At 72.3% G+C, this 17239-nt stretch carries 14 protein-coding genes and 1 pseudogene; 10 read left to right on the top strand and 5 right to left on the bottom strand.

Annotated features, from left to right (window positions below; genetic code table 11):
• From KHA85_RS13590 to KHA85_RS13560, 7 genes are all read left to right on the top strand, one after another.
• Positions 1-493: energy-coupling factor ABC transporter ATP-binding protein (locus KHA85_RS13590; RefSeq protein ID WP_213186201.1), on the top strand; the 493-nt coding region annotated here is incomplete at its 5' end.
• 1 nt (position 494) lies between these two features.
• Positions 495-1094: an energy-coupling factor transporter transmembrane component T family protein gene (locus KHA85_RS13585; protein ID WP_213186200.1), complete on the top strand. Its 600-nt coding sequence runs from the start codon at positions 495-497 to the stop codon at positions 1092-1094.
• 126 nt (positions 1095-1220) lie between these two features.
• A complete protein-coding gene (locus KHA85_RS13580) occupies positions 1221-2708 on the top strand; it encodes a DUF3375 domain-containing protein (protein WP_213186199.1) in 1488 nt (495 codons plus the stop codon).
• A complete protein-coding gene (locus KHA85_RS13575; RefSeq protein WP_106385902.1) occupies positions 2705-3424 on the top strand; it encodes a DUF4194 domain-containing protein in 720 nt (239 codons plus the stop codon). The genes KHA85_RS13580 and KHA85_RS13575 overlap by 4 nt, the downstream gene beginning before the upstream one ends.
• Positions 3417-6737, top strand: a complete 3321-nt coding sequence (locus tag KHA85_RS13570; RefSeq protein ID WP_213186198.1) for an ATP-binding protein — start codon at positions 3417-3419, stop codon at positions 6735-6737. The genes KHA85_RS13575 and KHA85_RS13570 overlap by 8 nt, the downstream gene beginning before the upstream one ends.
• A 1-nt stretch (position 6738) precedes the next feature.
• Positions 6739-7944, top strand: coding sequence for a Wadjet anti-phage system protein JetD domain-containing protein (locus KHA85_RS13565; RefSeq protein ID WP_213186197.1), 1206 nt, complete (start codon positions 6739-6741; stop codon positions 7942-7944).
• A 102-nt stretch (positions 7945-8046) separates the two neighbouring features.
• Positions 8047-8781 (top strand): catalase family protein, encoded by a 735-nt coding sequence (locus tag KHA85_RS13560; protein WP_182641810.1) that lies wholly within the window; start codon positions 8047-8049, stop codon positions 8779-8781.
• A 22-nt stretch (positions 8782-8803) separates the two neighbouring features.
• Here the strand turns inward: KHA85_RS13560 and KHA85_RS13555 are convergent, their stop codons facing one another.
• From KHA85_RS13555 to KHA85_RS13535, 5 genes are read right to left on the bottom strand one after another with little or no spacing between them, the layout of a single operon-like run.
• Entirely contained in the window at positions 8804-9742 is a 939-nt protein-coding gene (locus KHA85_RS13555) for a siderophore-interacting protein (protein WP_213186196.1), read from the bottom strand.
• Positions 9739-10584, bottom strand: coding sequence for an ABC transporter ATP-binding protein (locus tag KHA85_RS13550; protein ID WP_007630725.1), 846 nt, complete (start codon positions 10582-10584; stop codon positions 9739-9741). The genes KHA85_RS13555 and KHA85_RS13550 overlap by 4 nt, the downstream gene beginning before the upstream one ends.
• A gap of 44 nt (positions 10585-10628) precedes the next feature.
• A complete protein-coding gene (locus KHA85_RS13545; protein ID WP_213186195.1) occupies positions 10629-11690 on the bottom strand; it encodes a FecCD family ABC transporter permease in 1062 nt (353 codons plus the stop codon).
• Positions 11687-12799 (bottom strand): FecCD family ABC transporter permease, encoded by a 1113-nt coding sequence (locus tag KHA85_RS13540; protein WP_213186194.1) that lies wholly within the window; start codon positions 12797-12799, stop codon positions 11687-11689. Before KHA85_RS13540 ends, KHA85_RS13545 begins: the two co-directional genes overlap by 4 nt.
• Positions 12800-12804: 5 nt before the next feature.
• Positions 12805-13914: an iron-siderophore ABC transporter substrate-binding protein gene (locus KHA85_RS13535; protein WP_007632488.1), complete on the bottom strand. Its 1110-nt coding sequence runs from the start codon at positions 13912-13914 to the stop codon at positions 12805-12807.
• Between the two features lie 237 nt (positions 13915-14151).
• Here KHA85_RS13535 and KHA85_RS13530 point away from each other — a divergent pair, with 237 nt between their 5' ends.
• The 3 genes and pseudogenes from KHA85_RS13530 to KHA85_RS13520 all read left to right on the top strand — a co-directional run.
• The gene (locus KHA85_RS13530) at positions 14152-15636 is read left to right on the top strand and encodes a pyridoxal phosphate-dependent decarboxylase family protein (RefSeq protein ID WP_213186193.1); all 1485 of its coding nucleotides are present in this window, start codon (positions 14152-14154) and stop codon (positions 15634-15636) included.
• Positions 15633-17006: a lysine N(6)-hydroxylase/L-ornithine N(5)-oxygenase family protein gene (locus tag KHA85_RS13525; protein ID WP_213186192.1), complete on the top strand. Its 1374-nt coding sequence runs from the start codon at positions 15633-15635 to the stop codon at positions 17004-17006. Before KHA85_RS13530 ends, KHA85_RS13525 begins: the two co-directional genes overlap by 4 nt.
• Positions 17003-17239 (top strand): annotated as a pseudogene (locus KHA85_RS13520) (hypothetical protein); the annotation flags it as partial. The gene KHA85_RS13525 and the pseudogene KHA85_RS13520, both read left to right, overlap by 4 nt.

Here is a 17239-nt window from a genome sequence, read left to right as displayed (position 1 = left end):
CACCCGCCGCAAGGGCGCGCAGGTCCGGCGCCGGGTGGGCTTCTGCTTCACCGACCCGGACACCCAGATCGTCATGCCCACCGTGGCGGAGGACGTGGACTTCTCCCTGCGGCGCTCCGGGATGGGCAAGGAGGAACGACGACGACGAGTCGCCCAGGTGCTCGAGACGTTCGGCCTCGCCGGGCATGCCGGTCATCCGTGCCACCTCCTGTCCGGGGGGCAGAAGCAGTTGCTCGCGCTGGCGGCCGTGCTGGTGATCGGGCCCTCGGTCATCGTGGCCGATGAGCCCACGACCCTTCTCGACCTGCGCAATCGCCAGTTGGTGGCGGAGACGTTCGCCGCTCTTGAGCAGCAGCTGGTCGTGGTCACCCACGACCTGGACCTGATCGCCGATTTCGATCGCGTGCTGGTGGTCGACGGCGGCCGCGTGGTGATCGACGACTCCCCCGGGCCCGCGCTGGCCGGCTACCGGCGCATCGCGCTGGAGCGGTGACGTGTTCGCGACGTACATCCCCGGGGACTCGCTGCTGCACCGCCTTCCCGCCGGGCTGAAGATCCTGCTGGTGTGCGTCCTCATCCTGGCTGCGACCCTGCTGATCCGCGAGCCCTGGCACGTCCTTCCCGCCCTGGCCCTGACCGCGGCGCTGTACGCGATCGGCCGTATCCGCCCGCGCGCGGCGTGGGATCAGGTCCGGCCGGTCCTGCCGATGCTGATCGCCATCCTCGTGCTGCAGTGGATCGTCGCCGACCTCGACACCGCCCTACGGGTGTGCGGTGCGCTGCTGGTGGCCATCGCGGTGGCGGGCCTCGTCGCGCTGACGACCCGCATCTCCGACATGCTCGACGCGGTGACGCGCGCCGCCGGCCCCCTGCGCCACGTCGGTGTCTCGCCGGATCGCATCGCACTGGTGCTCGTGCTGACGATCCGTGCGATCCCGCTCATCGCCCGCCGGCTTCGGCAGGTCACCGAGGCCCGCAAGGCGCGCGGCCTGGGCATGTCGATCCGTGCGCTCGTGGTGCCCACCGTCCTCGGCGCCCTCACGACGGCCGACCAGCTCGGGGACGCCCTGGCCGCCCGCGGCGTCGACGACTGAGCCGGCCAACCGTCGGCATCCGCCGCCCCGGCCCATCGACAAGAGCGTTCCGCGCACCCCCTTCTCGCACCACGTGTTCCGAACACTCTTGAGGATGAAGCGGCACCGCGTGCCACCATGAGACTCGTGTCCGCGCTCGCCCGTTTCCTCCAGCTCTCCAGGCTGAACGGCGAATCATCCGCCCTCTCGCTGCTGCGTGCCCAGTTGTGGCCGCTCATCGTGGCGGTGCTGGCGGAGGTCTTCGAGGGGTCGTCACGGCGTGTCCCGTCCTCGGAGTTCTACGAGTTCCTCGACAGGACCCTGACGGCCGTCCGCGACTCCGGCGCGGACGTTCCGGGAACAGCCCAGGCCTACGTACGTCAATGGGTCGACGCCGGCTGGATGCTGCGCAGACCTGGCACCGCGGCGACGGGTGAGACGCTCGAACCCACCCAGTCCGCACTCGTGGTGATGGACTTCCTCGACGGCCTGCAGACACCGCGACGCGGACTGACCGTGTCCCGCGTCGAGACGCTCACCCGGCAACTGGAGGACCTCGCACGGGACACCGACCCGTCCGTTCAGGGCCGGCTGGCCGCCCTCCACCGGGAGCGCGACCGTATCGACGCCGCCATCGCACGTGTCGAGGCGGGCGACCTGGAGCTCGCGGGCCCGGAGCAGGTCGGGGAGAAGGTGTCGGAGATCCTCCGCGGGGCGGATGACATACCCGCCGATTTCGCCCGCGTCCGCGCCGAATTCGAGTCGCTCAACCAAGACCTCCGTCGTCGTCTCCTCGACCAGGACGGCGCGCGCGGTGACGTCCTCGACGCCGTCTTCGGCGGCGTCGACCTCATCGGTGACTCCGAGGCCGGCCGCAGCTTCTCGTCCTTCTACTCGGTGCTCCTCGATCCCGAACGCTCGGCGTCGGTCGACACGTGGATCGACGACATCCTGAGCCGACCGCAGGTCGCCGACCTACCCCCGTCAGCCAGGCGGGGCCTGCGGGAGCTGTTCGACGAGATGGAGACCGCCGGGGCTGAGGTCAACGGTGTCCTCACCTCTCTGTCTCGCAGCCTGCGGCACTTCGTCACCTCCGACGCCTACGTCGAGCACCGGCAGATGCTGGCACTGATCCGGTCCGCCCGCGCCGCGGCAGCCGAGGCGAGCGGCGCGCGCGCCGTGAAGCCGACCAGTCAGATGTCGGTGCCGCTCCGTCGGGTCGGAATGTCGGTCCGGTCTGTGAGCGCGCTGCGCCTGCGGAATCCGGGAGAGGAACGGGTGGCGGCGGAGGTCGCGCACCACGAGGAGGGCCACGCGGACCTCGAGGCCCTCACGGCGCTTGTCCGGGCCTCGGAGATCGACGAGGCCGAACTCCGCGCCCATGTCCGCGACGTGGTGTCCAGGCTCGGCCCGTCATCCATCGGGGCGATCCTCCGCGAACACCCGGCCACCCAGGGCGTCGCCAGTATCGTCGGGCTGTTGAATCTGGCCATCACCACGCAGGCCGAGGCACCACCGGATGACCCGTGTTCGGTCGAGACCGTCACGTGGACGAGTGGATCCGGCCCGACCTTGAGCGCCCGGATCCCGACCCTGGTGTTCACGGCCGATCGAGTTCTGGAGGAGGATCTGTGACTACCCCTGCGACGGCCGATCCCGACGGACCCGACGGCGCGGGTGATGACGGCCTGTGGCCTGGTGACACCGGGACGCTGTCCTTCGCCTCCAGACGCGCGTTGGCCCGGCTGCTCACGGGCCCGCTGGTGCAGGCGCATCGCCAGCCGGAGATCTGGGCGGCTGTGGTCTCCGACGAGCCCGCCATGCGATCGCGACTGGCGGACGTTTTCCTCGATCTGGTGCTGGACCACGACGCCGGTATCGCCTTCACCAGGCAGGTCGACACGGGTGGACGGGTCGAGGTCCCGGCGGTACTGCGGACCGAGACGCTGTCGCACATGGACACCGTCCTGCTCCTGCACCTGCGGTCCGAGTTGTCCGTGGCCCAGCCCGGCGAGCGGGTGATCGTGGATCGCGAGGACGTGGCCGAGCGGGTCGACGTCTACCGTTCCGTCGTCGACTCCGACCGGAGCCGGTATGCGCGCAAGTTCGACGCCTCGTGGAACCGGCTCAAGAGCTACTCGCTGCTCTCCGACACGGAGACAGCGGGGCGCGCCGAGGTCTCCCCCGTCCTCCGCCACCTGTTCGACGCGGACGTCGTCGCGGGGATCCGCGACGAGTACCGCGCCCTGATCGAGGCGCGCGGTGGGGCCGACGGTGAGCACGACGGCGAACCGGCCGGCGGGCGGGACGACGCTCTGTTCGACGACGACGAGGTGGTCGACGATGACTGAGGCCCTACAGCTTCCCGGAGCTCCGGAACACCCTGATCAGCTGCGACTGTCGCGAATCCAGGTGTGCAACTGGGGAACGCTTGACGGGTATCACGACGTGGAGGTGCCGCGGAAGGGGTTCCTCATCACCGGCGGATCCGGGTCCGGCAAATCGACCCTCATCGATGCGGTCTCAGCGGTGCTCGTGCCCCCGGCGCACCTGCGATTCAACGCCGCCGCGCAGGAGGAGGCGGGACGGGGATCGGGGCGCACCCTCGTGTCCTACATCCGAGGTGCCTGGCGGCGGGGAGCCGACGCCGAATCCGGCGACCTGGCCTCCGTCTACCTGCGTCCCAAGGCCACGTTCTCCGCGATCGCCCTGACCTACTCGAACGGCCGCGGCACCAGCGTGACACTTCTCCTGTTGCTCTACCTGCGTTCGGGCGACAATTCCGCGGCCGGGGTCAAGCGTCTCCACGGGGTCCGCGAGCACTCGTCCGACGAGCCCACGGACCTGCCGGGCCTGTTCGGCTACCTTCGCAGTGGCATCGACAAGCGGGCGCTCAAGCGGGAGATCCCGGACGTGAGGTTCCACGACAGCTACTCGGCGTTCGCCGCCGCGTTCCGGCGTCGGCTGGGCATCGCCTCCGAGTCCGCTCAGCTCCTGCTGCACCGGACCCTGTCCGCCAAGTCGCTGTCCAGTCTCGACCAACTCTTCCGCGACTTCATGTTGGAGGAGCCGGGCACCTTCGCGGTGGCCGACCGCGCAGTGGCGCAGTTCTCGGAGCTTCGTGAGGCCCACCGGTCGGTGGTCGACGTGCGCAAGCAGATCGCCCATCTGGCCCCGCTCGCCGACCTGCGGGCCTCCCGGGACCGCGTGCTGGCGCTGGCCGACGAGCTGGACGCTGAGAGTGAGGCTTTTCCCGCGGTGCAGGCCGCCGTGACCATCGAACTCGTCGAGGAGGAGCTGCGGACGGCCCGCGGGGCGCTGGTGGCCGCGGAGTCCACCATCGCATCCGCTCGAGATCGACTCGATGTACGACGCACGGCGACCGACGACATCCGCGCCCGACTCCGGGGTAGCGCCGGCGCCGGGCGGGATGAGCTCGCGAGAGACCTCGACCGGGCCCTCGAACACGCCGCCTCGGTCTCCGCACGGCGTGCGCGTGCGGAGACGGAGGTCGAGCGCCTGGGCGGCGCCCTTCCGACTTCGGCCGAGGACTTCGCCGCCCTGCTCGCCACGCTCGAGCGCGAGGACGCGGAACAGGAGGCCGAGCGGGCGCGAGACCGCGAGACGCTGCGGGAGGTGGCCGGGTCCCTCAACGAGGAACAACGCTCGCTCGAGGAGGTGACCGCGCAGTTGCAGGCGCTGTTGCGACACCGCTCGAACATCGATTCCCGGCTGCTGGCCGCCCGGGACCTCGTGTGCGAGGCGGCGGGGCTGAGCGCGCGCGAACTACCGTTCGCCGGAGAACTCCTCGACGTCCCCGCCGAGCACGCCCGCTGGCGTCCCGCGATCGAGCGGGTCCTGTCCGGCTTCGCCCGCACGATGCTCCTCCCCGACCACCTCCGGGACCGGGTGGCCGCCGCCGTCGACTCGACCCACCTGGGCGTCCGCCTGGTCTACGAGGTGGTCGACCACGGCGACGACTCCGCCGCCCGCAGGACCGGCCCGCACAGCCTCGTCCGGAAGGTCCGCCCCGCGGCCGGGCCGTTCCTCCAGTGGCTCAACCGCAGACTCGCGGCCGAATTCGACGTGACCTGCGTGGAGACCGCCGCCGAACTGGCCCAGCACGACAAGGCCGTCACTCTGCACGGATTGATCAGACGCGGGGCGCGGTTCGAGAAGGACGACCGCCGACGGATCGACGACCCGGCGGCGTTCCAGCTGGGCAGTATGGACGACTCCAAGGTGGAGGCACTGACCACTCTCCGGAACGAGATTCGGGCACGTATCGACACCCACGAGCGGCGGTGGGCCGGACTGGACGACCTCGACGCGCAGCGTCGCGCCCGCCAGCGCGCGGCCGCCACTCTCCTGGGCCTGCGGTGGGAGGAGCTGGACGCCGACACCGCCGAGGATCGCGCCCGGGCTGCCCGAGATCGCCTGGACCAATGGCGGGAGCAGCATCCCGAGGTCGCGGAGATGGAGCGGGACCTGCGCGCCGCCGAGGAGGCGCAGTCGCGGGCCCAGGCGGAGTACGACTCCGCGAACCGGGCCGGAGCGGTTGCCGCTAGCGTCGTGGAGGGTCTCGAGAGGCGGCTCGCCGACCTGACCGGTCATGAGAGGCGCGACGTCGACGAGGGCGCCGCGGCCCGCATCCGCGAACGCCTGGCGGCTGCGACGCGCCGCCTGACCGCCGAGAACGTGCAGGAAGTCTGCCAGCGTGCCGAGCGGTCCATCGCCGCCGAGCAGGTGTCCACCGCGACCGAGCGCGACCGGATCCATCGGCGCATCACCGCGGTTCTCACGTCGTACCTGGAGCTGTGGCCGGCCAAGAAGGCCGATCTCAAATCCGACCCGGAATTCGTCGGTGAGGCCGTCGAATGGCTGGTCCAACTTCGCCGGGACCGCCTCGCGGAGTTCGAGGACCGATTCCTCGGGCTCATCGGGGACATGCAGACCCGGAATCTGGGCGAACTCGCCCGTCACATCCGCCGCGCCCGCTCCGAGATCGAGGCCGGGATCAGACCGGTCAACGACTCGCTGCGCCGGTCGGAGTTCCAGTCCGGCCGGTGGCTGCAGATCGAGGTGCGTGACCGACGTACCGAGACCGTCACAGACTTCCTGAGCGACCTGGAGAAGGCGGTGTCCGGAGCGCTCGACAAGCGCACCGTCGACACCGCGGAGGCCGGTTTCGCGGTGATGTCACGACTCTTGGACCGGCTGGGATCCGCGGATTCCGCCGACCGACGCTGGCGGCAGACCGTGCTGGACACCCGGCGACACGTCGGCTTCATCGGCGTCGAGATCGACGAGGACGGGACGCCGACCAACTACCACGATTCGTCCTCCGGCCTGTCGGGCGGTCAGGCGCAGAAGCTGGTGTTCTTCTGTCTCGCCGCGGCTCTGCGGTTCCAGCTCGCGGACATCGACGCCGATGTGCCGCGCTACGGAACCGTGGTCCTCGACGAGGCGTTCGACCGGGCCGACCCCGACTACACGCGACGCGCGATGGACGTCTTCACCGATTTCGGGTTCCACATGGTTCTGGCGACCCCGCTCAAGTTGTTGCAGACCCTCGAGCCGTACATCGGTGGTCTGGTGGTGGTGGGCATCGAGGACGGGAGCCGCTCCCGCATCGAGCGGGTCACCTGGGAAGCCGCCAGCTGACATGGCCGGGCCGACGACGCCGCGCGCTCCCGATGATCTGGACGAAGCGTGCGCCACCCGGTTCGCCCGCCGGTACCGCGAGTGGATCGCCGACCCGGACTCCGCTGCCGCGTACGTCCTGCGATTCTCCACCGCATCCCCGACGGCGACGCGCGCCTCCGACGACCCGGCCGGCACGGCGGACTGGATCCGGCGGTGGCGGGAGTTCGACTCCGCCCAGGACGCCCTCGACGTACAGATCACCTGGGTGGAACGCCGATTGCCCGGGTTCGGCGCGGTCGCTCTCCCTCAGCGCGTGGAGGTCCGGGGCGACCGGGCGATCGCGCGGATCGCGGGACGAGCCGCGCACTGGGAGGCGATGCTCGCCAGGGCCACCGACCTGCTCCGGTTGGGCCCCGACGAGTCGGTCCTGCGACTCGCCGCCGCGGCCACCGCACCGACCTGGGAGAAGCTGAGCGACGCGGACATGGAGCGCCTGCTCGCCGTCTGCCGGTGGGCGCTCGCGCATCCCACGGACGGATTGCGGGCGCGCGAGATCGCGGTCCCCGGAGTCGACACCAAGTGGATCGAATCCCGGCTCCGCGTGGTCGAGCAACTGGTCGACGCCGCACGAAGCGGTCGCGACAGCGCGACCCCCGACGGTGCGGTCACTGTCGCCGGTCTCGGGTTGAAGCGCTCCGACCTCCGCGTGAGGATGCGGATCCTCGACCCCTCGATCGACTTCCCACTGCGCGATGTGGAGAGCCCGGTCGATCAGCTCGCCGCGCTGTGGCCCGGTTCGGAAGGGCCGCGCACCCTCGTCGTCGTCGAGAATCTCACCACGTTCCTCGCGCTCCCCGACCTGCCCGGCGCGGTCGGCCTGTTCGGCCGGGGCTTCGCGGTCGATGCCGTCGCCGCACTGCCCTGGGCGATGACCGCCCACATCGTCTATTGGGGCGACCTCGACTCCCACGGCTTCGCGATCCTCGACAGACTCCGACACCACGCGCCGCACGCGGTCAGCGTCCTCATGAACGTCGAGACGCTCGACGCCTGGGGCGAGTTCACGGTCCCCGAGCCCACGCCCGCTCGCACCGCGCCCACGCGACTCACCGCGGGCGAGGTCGCTGCACTCGAGGCGCTGACCGGCCGAGGCGACCTTCGGCTGGAGCAGGAACGTATCCCGTGGGACTGGGCGCTGCCTCGCCTTCGATCGGCGCTCGACTGAACCCGCGTCGGCCCGGCCCCGGAAGCACGCGTCTCGTTGGCGACCCGCCCCGCCCGTGATCAGCGCCGCTCCCGACCGCCCGCCGCTGGGTATCGTGGCCTCATGTCCCGAGAGACCCGGAAACCCGGCCGCGGCCGCTCCACCCCGGCCGACACGGACGACACCGCTGCCACGTCCGCGCTCGTACCGAAAACCTCCGAGTCGAAGGAGGTGGCGCTGCGGTCGGCGCCGGTGTCCAGCCTGGTGGGCACGGCGTTCGGCGCGGTGGCGGCGGTGGCGCGACTGGCCCGCCCCAAGGCGCTGCACCCCAAGGGCGTCATCGCGAGGGCCACGCTGAGCGTGACGGGGGTCGGACGCACGGGCTCACCGCTGCTGGACGTCACGGGCCGGTGGCCGGCGACCGTCCGCTTCTCGCGGGCGGTGGGCCTGCCGGACGCGGTCCCCGACATCGGCGGCATGGCCGTCCGGATTCACGCCGAACGACCCGTGGACATCCTGCTGGCCAGCACGGGCACGGGCCCGCTGAGCCGCTACGTCCTCACCGCGGGCTGGCGCACGACCGGCCGCACGATGACCTCCATGTTCCCCGTGCTCATCGCCGGCCGACCGCTCCTGTTGGCCGCGATCCCGGGCGGCGACGGCGGCACGTGGACGCTGCAGCACGCCACGCCGCTCGGCAGGTGGCGGACCCTGGGCCGACTCACCGTGGACACGTGGGAGGACGACGACGAGGACCTGCACTTCGATCCCATCGGTAACCGCCTCCCCGGGTCGCGCTATCCGCACGTCCTCAGGGCGCTGCGGGATCCGTCGTACCCGCCCCCCGACCGGGCGTGACCGGGCCGGCGGGCCGACGCGCTCAGCACTCCGCGGCGCCGCGCCTCCAGTAGCCCATGAACGCCACGGCCTCCTTGGGCACCCCGGCGGCGTCCACTGCGAGTCGGCGCATGGCCCGGACCAGGCTCGCCTCCCCGGCGAGGAACACGTACGGGTCGCCGGCCGACACGGCGGTGGCCGGCTGCCACTCGCGCTCGGCGGGACGTCGACCGCCCAGGACGGTCTGCACGCACTCGTCGCCCAGGTCCAGCACGCCGGCCAGGTGCCGCGCCACCGCGGCGCCGGGCTCGCCGGCGCGGGGTAGCACGGTGACGAAGGCGGGGGCGCCGTCGGCGAGCGCCACGGCATCGCCGGTGGTGGGCACCTCGATCACGATCTGCACGTGACGCTCGGGGGCGGGCCCTGCCGCCGCCCGCTCCTCGGCGAGCTCGTCGGCGATCGCGAGCAGGGCCGGCGCGGCGGTCTCGTCACCCGCGCACACGACACGCGCGGCCCGCCCGGGAGCCCAGGCCGCCCACGGCGCGTGTCCGCGTCCGGGCCCGGCGATGTGGACGATCTCGCCCGGCTGGACGGTCCTCGCCCAGGCCGAGCCCGGCCCCTCGTCGTCGCCCGGGTGGACCACCATGTCCACCGTGAGCGCGGGCACGATCTCGCCGTCGAGGTCGACGGTGTCGGCGCGGCGCACGGTATAGGTGCGCATCCAGCCCCGCTCGCCCTCGGGCAGCGCGAGCCAGTCCCGGATGCCGTCGGCGTCCGGGATGACGCCGCCCCCGCCGGGCGGCGGCACGATGAGCTTGATGTAGCAGTCGCGCACCGTGCCGGGGTCGACGACCTCGGCCGACCACCGGTGCAGGTCGGGACCCGCCACCACGAGGCGGACGAACGAGTCCCCGAGATCGCGGGCCTCGAGGACCCGGGTCTGCGAGACGACGATCGGTGTCTCTACGGCGATGGCGGTCATGTGGTCCCCTTCCGTCGTCCCCGCGGCAGCACCACGGGGTGGCCGGTGGCCGGGTCGGTGATGATGTCGGCGTCCAGGTCGAACACGCGACGCAGTGTCTCCTTGGTGATCACCCGGTCCGGCGGGCCCGCGGCGACGACGCCGCCCTCGGCCACGGCGACCAGGTGATCGGCCACTCGCGCGGCCAGGCTGAGCTCGTGCAGCACCGCCACGACCGTGCGCCGGCCGGTGCCCTCTCCCCCGCTCCCGGCGTGGCCGGCGGGTAACGGCAGGTCGCGGACCAGGTCCAGGATGTCGAGTTGGTGCGCGAGGTCGAGGAACGAGCACGGCTCGTCGAGCAGCAGCGTGGGCGTGGCCTGCGCCAGTACGAGCGCGACCCACACGCGTTGCCGTTGACCGCCGGACAGTTCGTCGACCCGCCGGTGGGCGAAACCGGCGGTGTCGGTCAGGGTCAGCGCCTCGGCGACCGCCGTGTCGTCGTCGTCGCCCCCACCCCACCAGCGGCGGTGCGGGTGCCGGCCCCGGGCGACCAGCTCGGCGACGGTGAGCCCCTCGGGCACGAGGGGCGACTGCGGCAGGAACGCGACCGAGCGCGCGTGCTCGCGCGCCTTCACCGCCGCGACGTCGCGCCCGCCGGTCTCGATCGTCCCCGACAGCGGCCGCAGCTGACGGCCCAGGGCACGCAGGATGGTGGACTTGCCGCAGCCGTTGGCGCCGATGAACACGGTCGTCCGGCCCGCGGGGATGTCGAGGTCGAGGTCGCGGATCACCGACTCGGCGCCGTAGCCCAGCGTGAGGCCACGCAGCCGGAAGGCCGGATCGGGCTCGGGCTCCGGGTCCATCGGCAGGGCGCGTAGTACGGGCGCGATGGGTGAGGGAATGCTCATCAGGCCACCTTTCTCGAACGCAGGAGGATCCACAGCATGGCGGGCGCACCCAGTGCGCCGGTCACCACGCCGGTGGGGAGATCGACGGTGCTCAGGGCCTCGGAGGCCACGATGTCGGCAGCCACCACGATGACGGCCCCGGTCAGAGCGGCGGCGACAATGGACGGCCGGCCGCGGCCGAGCGCAGCGGCGACGGGGGTGGAGAGCAGGGCGACGAACGAGAGCGGGCCGGCCACCGCGGTGGCCGCGGCGGCCAGGAGCGTGCCCACACCCAGGGCCGCGGCACGGGTGGGCACGGGACGGGACCCCAGACCGACGGCGAGCTCGGGTCCCAGCTCGGCGGGCCGCAGCGCCGAGTGCAGCCACACGCCGAGCGGCAGCAACACGACCAGGGTGACGGCGAGCCACGCGATGCGCTGGACCGACGCCCCGGACAGCGAGCCCACGGTCCACACCGCTGCCTCCTGCGCGCCGGTCAGCGGGAGGCGGGCGATGAGCTGGGTGACGACGGCGACGCTCAGGGCCGCGACCGCGACGCCGCCGATGAGGAAGCGCTGCCCGACGATGCCGGTGTGTCGGCCGGCGGAGGCCCCGAGGACGATCGCGAGCGCGACCGCGGACCCCAGCAGGGCGGCGGGCACGACACCGACCCCGCGCAGTCCCCACAGGGCCATCCCGGCCACCGCCCCGGCGGAGGCGCCCTGGGAGATACCGAGGATGTCGGGGCTGGCCAGCGGATTGCCCAGGACGCGCCGGAACAGCGCGCCGGACGCGCCGAACGCCAGGCCGGCGAGCGCGCCGAGCACCGCTCGCGGCAGCTTGTCCTCCATCACGACGAACGTCGCGCCGGGGATCGTCGCGCCGCCGAGGATGGCGACGAAGTCGGGGATGGTCACCGTGTAGCGGCCCAGCAGGACGCGCACCGCCATGACCGCCACGAGAAGCGCGACGAGTCCGACGACGACTCCGAGCGCGTGCCTACGGCGGTGGGCCGAAAGCCGACGGACCACCCGTTCGGTCTCGGCGTGCTCGGCGGGACGGTCGAGGACGGTGGCGCTCACGAGGCGCTCACCCCTCGGTTGGCGCGCAGGAGGGCGATGAGGAAGGGCACGCCGATCGCCACGGTCATCACGCCCACGGCGATCTCCCCGGGCGGGGCGATGACGCGGCCGATCGTGTCGGCGAACAGCAGCACGGCCGGCCCCACGAGTACGGACAGGCCCAGGACCACGCGGTTGCCCACCCCGACCAGCCGGCGCAGGAGGTGCGGCACGAGCAGACCGAGGAACGCGATGGGGCCGGCGAGCGCGGTGGCGACCCCGGACAGGATGACGACCCCGCCCAGGACGACGGCGCGACCGGCGACCGGGCCGACGCCGAGCCCGCGGGCCAGGTCGTCCCCCAGCGCGAGCGCGTCGAGGGTGGCGGCACCGGCGAGGACGAGGACGAGCCCGAGGAGCAGGAAGGGGACGGCCGCGCCGATCTCCGGGGCGCCCGAGCGGGCCACGGAGCCCAGGCCCCAGAAGCGGAAGCGGTCGAGGACGCCGGGCAGCGCGATGACCAGTGAGGACGTGACCGCGGTGCAGCCGGCGGTGACGGCGGCACCGGCGAGAACGAGTCCGGTCCCGGAGTCGGCGCCGAGTCGGCCCGCGCCCACGACGACCATCCCGGCCACCAGCGCGCCGATGACGGAGAACAGGGCGACGACGGACGGGCCGGCGGCCGGGGCGAAGGCCAGGCCCAGCACCACGCCGAGCGCGGCGCCGGCGGTGAGGCCGAGCAGCCCGGGATCGCCGAGGGGATTGCGGGTGGCGCCCTGCAGTCCCGCGCCCGCCACGGCCAGGGCGGCGCCCACGAGGACCGCGGTGATGGTCCGGGGCACGCGGGCGGCCACGACGACCTCGTCCATGCCCGCACCCGAACCGGGCGCGACGGCGGCGGCGAGGTCGCCGGAGAGCAGCTGGCCGGGCAGCGCGCCCAGCACCGACCACACGACGGCGGGGTCGACCGAACGGGCGCCGACGAACAGCGACGCCGCGATCCCCACGACGAGCAGCACCAGGGACGCCACCGTGCCGATCACGACACGGCGGCGTCCGGGTGCGGCCGACACGACCGGCCCGCCCGCGGCGGGGGCGGGCGCGGTCGTGAGCGTCGCGGGGCTGGTCACCGGCGTCAGCCCTGCTCTTGCTGGGCTGCGGCGAGGATGTCGGGGACGACGTTCTCCAGCGCCCACGGCAGGCTCAGCGGGGACGACGCGGAGATCGACAGCACCTGCTGCTCGTCGGTCTGGACGACCATCCGGCCGGCCTCGACCGCGGGGATGCGGCCGAGCAGCGGGTCGGACTCGATGGCCTGCCGGACCTCGGGCGAGGTCGCGTAGGTGATGAGGATGTCGGAGGCGAGTTCGTCGGCGCGCTCGGGCGACCACGTGACGGCGAACTGATCGGGCGAGCCGCTGGAGGCCTCCGCGACGACCGGGGCCTGCTCCATCCCGAGCTGGGTGAGGAAGCGCGGGCGGTTGTCGACGTCGGTGAACGCGTAGATCTTCTCCGCGGCCTCGGGGTCGACGGTCGCCCAGACGAAGGTCGTGCCCTCGATGGCCGGATTGTCCTCGGCGACCTGCTGGATCTGGCCCTCCACCTCGGTGATGAGCTCCTCGGCGGCCTCGCTGCGGCCGAGCGCCTCACCGATCAGCCGGGTCGAGTCCTGCCAGGCGGTGCCGAACGGCACGTCGCCCTCGGGCATCGCGATGGTCGGCGCGATCTTGGACAGGGTCTCGTACTCCTCGGCGGTCATGCCGGAGTACGCGCCCAGGATGAGGTCGGGCTCGAGCGCCGCGATCGCCTCGGTGTTGATGCCGTCGGTCTCCGAGTACAGCTCGGGCATCTCGCCACCCACCGCCTCGAGCTCGGCGTCGAACCAGTCGGTGGAGCCGTTGGCGTTGGCCCCGAACGAGTTGCGGGGCATGCCGACCGGGACGACGCCGAGCGCCAGGGAGACGTCCGCGTTGACCCAGGAGATCGTGGCGACGCGCTGCGGGGCCTCCGGGATCTCCGTCTCGCCGTAGGCGTGGGTGATGGTGCGCGGGAACTCGCCCTGCCGCTCGACGCCGGTCGTGTCGGCCGACTCACCGCCCCCGTCGACGGAACCCGTCGAACAGCCCGCGAGCAGGGCCAGCATCGCCGCGATCGCGGTGAGGACGAACAGCACCGCCCGGGTTCGGGGGCGGGCCGCGTCGGACACCGCCGCCTCGAGTCGGGAACGCCGGGCAGGTGCGGTCATGGGATCTCCGTCCACTGAAACGATACGTCTAGCTAGTTAGGCTTGGCTAACCTAGCCAGGCGCCACAGTAGGGGTGAGGCGCACCGTAACGCAAGGGTCACGAGAGAGATTTCCACATTTGCTGGGCGAGAAAGTGATTCATCTCACCCAGCGGTTGTTTAGGTAAGCCTAACCTGCCTAGCGTTCGCCGGTACCGAAGTCCCCGAGTAGGTCGGAGTACCAGTGAACGATCCATTGTTGAGCAGCGAGAACCGGGAGGCCCTCGCCGCGGCCCTGGCGGCGGCGACCGCCGAGGTCAGCCGGTACCTCGGCGGTCGGACCACGCCGCGATCCCCGGCGTCGCCGTCGGCGCTGGCCGCGCAGACCGCGGCCGTCGACCTGTCCGCCCCGCTCGGCACTCTCGACAAGGCGCTCGAGGAGGTCCGCGAGCTCTACCTCGACCACGCGGTGGGCTACCACCATCCGCGCTACCTCGCGCACCTGAACTGTCCCATCACGATCCCCGCCGTCGCCGCCGAGGCCCTGGCGACGTCGGTGAACACCGCCGTGGAGACGTGGGACCAGGGCACGTCCGCGTGCCTCATCGAGCAGAGGCTCATCGACTGGGTCACCGATCTCATCGGGTTCGACGAGTCCGAGCGCCCGGACGGGGTATTCACGACCGGCGGCACCGCGTCCAACCTCCAGGGCCTGTTCACCGCCCGCGAGGACCGGCTCAGTCGGCCGGCACCGGGGAGCGACGACGCCGGCGACCGCTGCGCGCGACTGCCGGGTCTGCGGATCGTCACCGGCGAGCACGCCCATCTCAGCGTCGTCAAGGCCGCGCGCCTGCTGGGCCTCGCCCCGGACGCCGTGGTGACCCTGCCCGGCGACGGCGACCGGATGGATCCGGCCACCCTCGACCGCATGCTGTCCACGTTGGCGGACGCAGGCCACGAGGTCGCGGCCGTCGTGGCCCTCGCCGGCACCACTGACCACGGCGCGATCGACCCGCTGCGCGCTGTCGGCGAGGTATGCGGCCGACACGACGTGTGGATGCACGTGGACGCCGCGTACGGCGGCGGGCTGCTGGTCTCCCCCACCCGCCGCGATCTCCTCGACGGGATCGAGCTGGCGGACTCGGTGACCGTGGACTTCCACAAGACCTTCTTCCTGCCGGTCGCCGCGTCGGCGCTGCTGCTCCGCGACGGGTCCGGTTTCCGACACTCCACGGTGAGCGCCGACTACCTCAACCCCGCGGACGGCGACGACCACGCGGTGGACAAGTCCCTGCAGACGACCCGGCGCTTCGACGCGCTCAAGCTGTGGATGACGCTGCGGGTGATGGGCGCGGACGGGATCGGCCGACTGCTGGACGGCGCGATCGACGTCGCGGCGCGCATCGGCCGCACCGTCGAGGCGGACGCCGAGCTCGAGCTGGTCCGCGTGCCGACCCTGTCGACGGTGCTGTTCCGCCCCCACCCGGCCGCCACGGACGGGCGGCCCGTCTCCGACGACGAGTCGGACGCCCTGGTCCGCCCGATCCGGGACGCCCTGTTCGCGGAGGGCCGCTCGCTCGTCGCGGCGACCGTCGTGGACGGGCGGCCGTGCCTCAAGCTCACCGTCCTCGATCCCACTCTCGCCGACGAGGACGTCGCCGCCGTCCTGGCCGACGTCCGCTCCGCGGCCCGGTACCTGGCCGCCGGGATGCGCGAGGCCACGACCGCGGGGGTGCTGACGTGACGGGAGAGATCCACGACCTGCTGGGCGTGGGGATCGGCCCGTTCAACCTGGGCCTGGCGTGCCTGGCCGAGCCGCTGCGGCTGGACGCGGTCTTCCTCGACGCCCGCGACGGCTTCGCGTGGCACCACGGGCTGATGTTCGACGACGCCACCATCCAGGTGCCGTTCCTGGCCGACCTGGTGACGCTGGCGGACCCGACGTCGCCGTACTCGTTCCTGAACTACCTCAAGGAGATCGGGCGCCTGTACCCCTTCTACATCCGTGAAGACTTCCAGCCGCTGCGCGCCGAGTACGACGCCTACTGCCACTGGGCGTCCGAACGGGTCGGCGGCCTGCGCTGGGGCCGGGAGGTGGTCGACGTCCGACGAGAAGAACGGGGCGACGACGACGAGGCGCCCGTCTACCGGGTCACGGCCATCACCCCGGAGGGCACCGAGACCTACCGCACCCGGCACCTGGTGCTGGGGATCGGGACGACCCCGTGGGCGCCGATCGAGCGGGAGCCACTGGATGGTGACGGGGCGGTGGCGCTCCACGCGAGCGAGTACCTGCACCGGCGGGACGAGCTGCTGTCGCTGGGATCGGTGACCGTGGTGGGCAGCGGCCAGTCGGCCGCCGAGATCTACCACGACCTGCTCTCGTCCGCCGGCGCCGACGGCCCGCGCATCGACTGGGTGACGCGGTCCCCGCGGTTCTTCCCGATGGAGTACACCAAGCTCACGCTGGAGATGACCTCCCCGGAGTACATCGACCACTTCCACGCCCTGCCGGCGGATCAGCGCGAGCGGATGCTGCGGGAGCAGCGCTCGCTGTACAAGGGCATCAACGCCGAGCTCATCAACGAGATCCACGACCTGCTGTACCGCCGCTCGGTTCACGGCCTCCCCAGCGGCCTGATCGCGGCGGCCACCACCCTGGACGGCGCCACTCGCGTGGCCACCCGGGACGGCACCGCCAGCGCCGGCGGCGCGCTGCGTCTGGACCTGAGCTGCGCCGACACCGGGCGGCCCTGGACGCACCACACCGACGGGCTGGTCTTGGCGACCGGCTACTCCCCCACCCCGCCGCGGTTCCTGGACGGGATCGCCGACGAGATCGACCGCGACGAGCGGGGCCGGTACCGCGTGGCCCGCGACCACACCGTCGACCGTGCGCATTCGACCATCCACGTCCAGAACGCGGAAGAGCACACGCACGGGCTCACCGCTCCGGACCTGGGCATGGGCGCGATGCGCAACAGCATCATCCTGCGCTCGATCTGCGGGCGCGAGGTCTACCCGGTCGAGACGTCGATCGCGTTCCAGCAGTTCGGGGCCCCGCCCGCCCCCGCCCACGATTCGCCGACCACCCGGCACCAGGAGGCACGATGAGCCACCCCGTCAGCACAGTCCATACCCCGGTCAGCACAGTCCACACCCCGGCCGGGATCGTCACGCTCGAGCCGCTCGTCCTCGGAAGCGGCACAGACAGCACAGACACCCTCCGCACGCTGCACGCCTGGCTCGACCACCCCGGCTCGTCCTACTGGGGCATGCAGGGGTCGACACCGGCGCAGGTCGAGGAGTTCCTCGTCGACTGGTCGTCGGACCCGCACCGGCGGGCG

It is taken from the genome of Dietzia massiliensis (assembly GCF_018390595.1).
Classification (GTDB): Bacteria; Actinomycetota; Actinomycetes; order Mycobacteriales; family Mycobacteriaceae; genus Dietzia; species Dietzia massiliensis.
This window is presented reverse-complemented; position numbering and strand designations above follow the sequence as displayed.

What these genes read in the sequence shown, in the direction of transcription:
- KHA85_RS13570 (WP_213186198.1), top strand. Translation starts at nt 3,417, where the DNA reads ATGACTGAGGCCCTACAGCTTCCCGGAGCTCCGGAACACCCTGATCAG.
- KHA85_RS13565 (WP_213186197.1), top strand. Translation starts at nt 6,739, where the DNA reads ATGGCCGGGCCGACGACGCCGCGCGCTCCCGATGATCTGGACGAAGCG.
- KHA85_RS13560 (WP_182641810.1), top strand. Translation starts at nt 8,047, where the DNA reads ATGTCCCGAGAGACCCGGAAACCCGGCCGCGGCCGCTCCACCCCGGCC.
- KHA85_RS13555 (WP_213186196.1), bottom strand. Translation starts at nt 9,742, where the DNA reads ATGACCGCCATCGCCGTAGAGACACCGATCGTCGTCTCGCAGACCCGG.
- KHA85_RS13550 (WP_007630725.1), bottom strand. Translation starts at nt 10,584, where the DNA reads ATGGACCCGGAGCCCGAGCCCGATCCGGCCTTCCGGCTGCGTGGCCTC.
- KHA85_RS13535 (WP_007632488.1), bottom strand. Translation starts at nt 13,914, where the DNA reads ATGACCGCACCTGCCCGGCGTTCCCGACTCGAGGCGGCGGTGTCCGAC.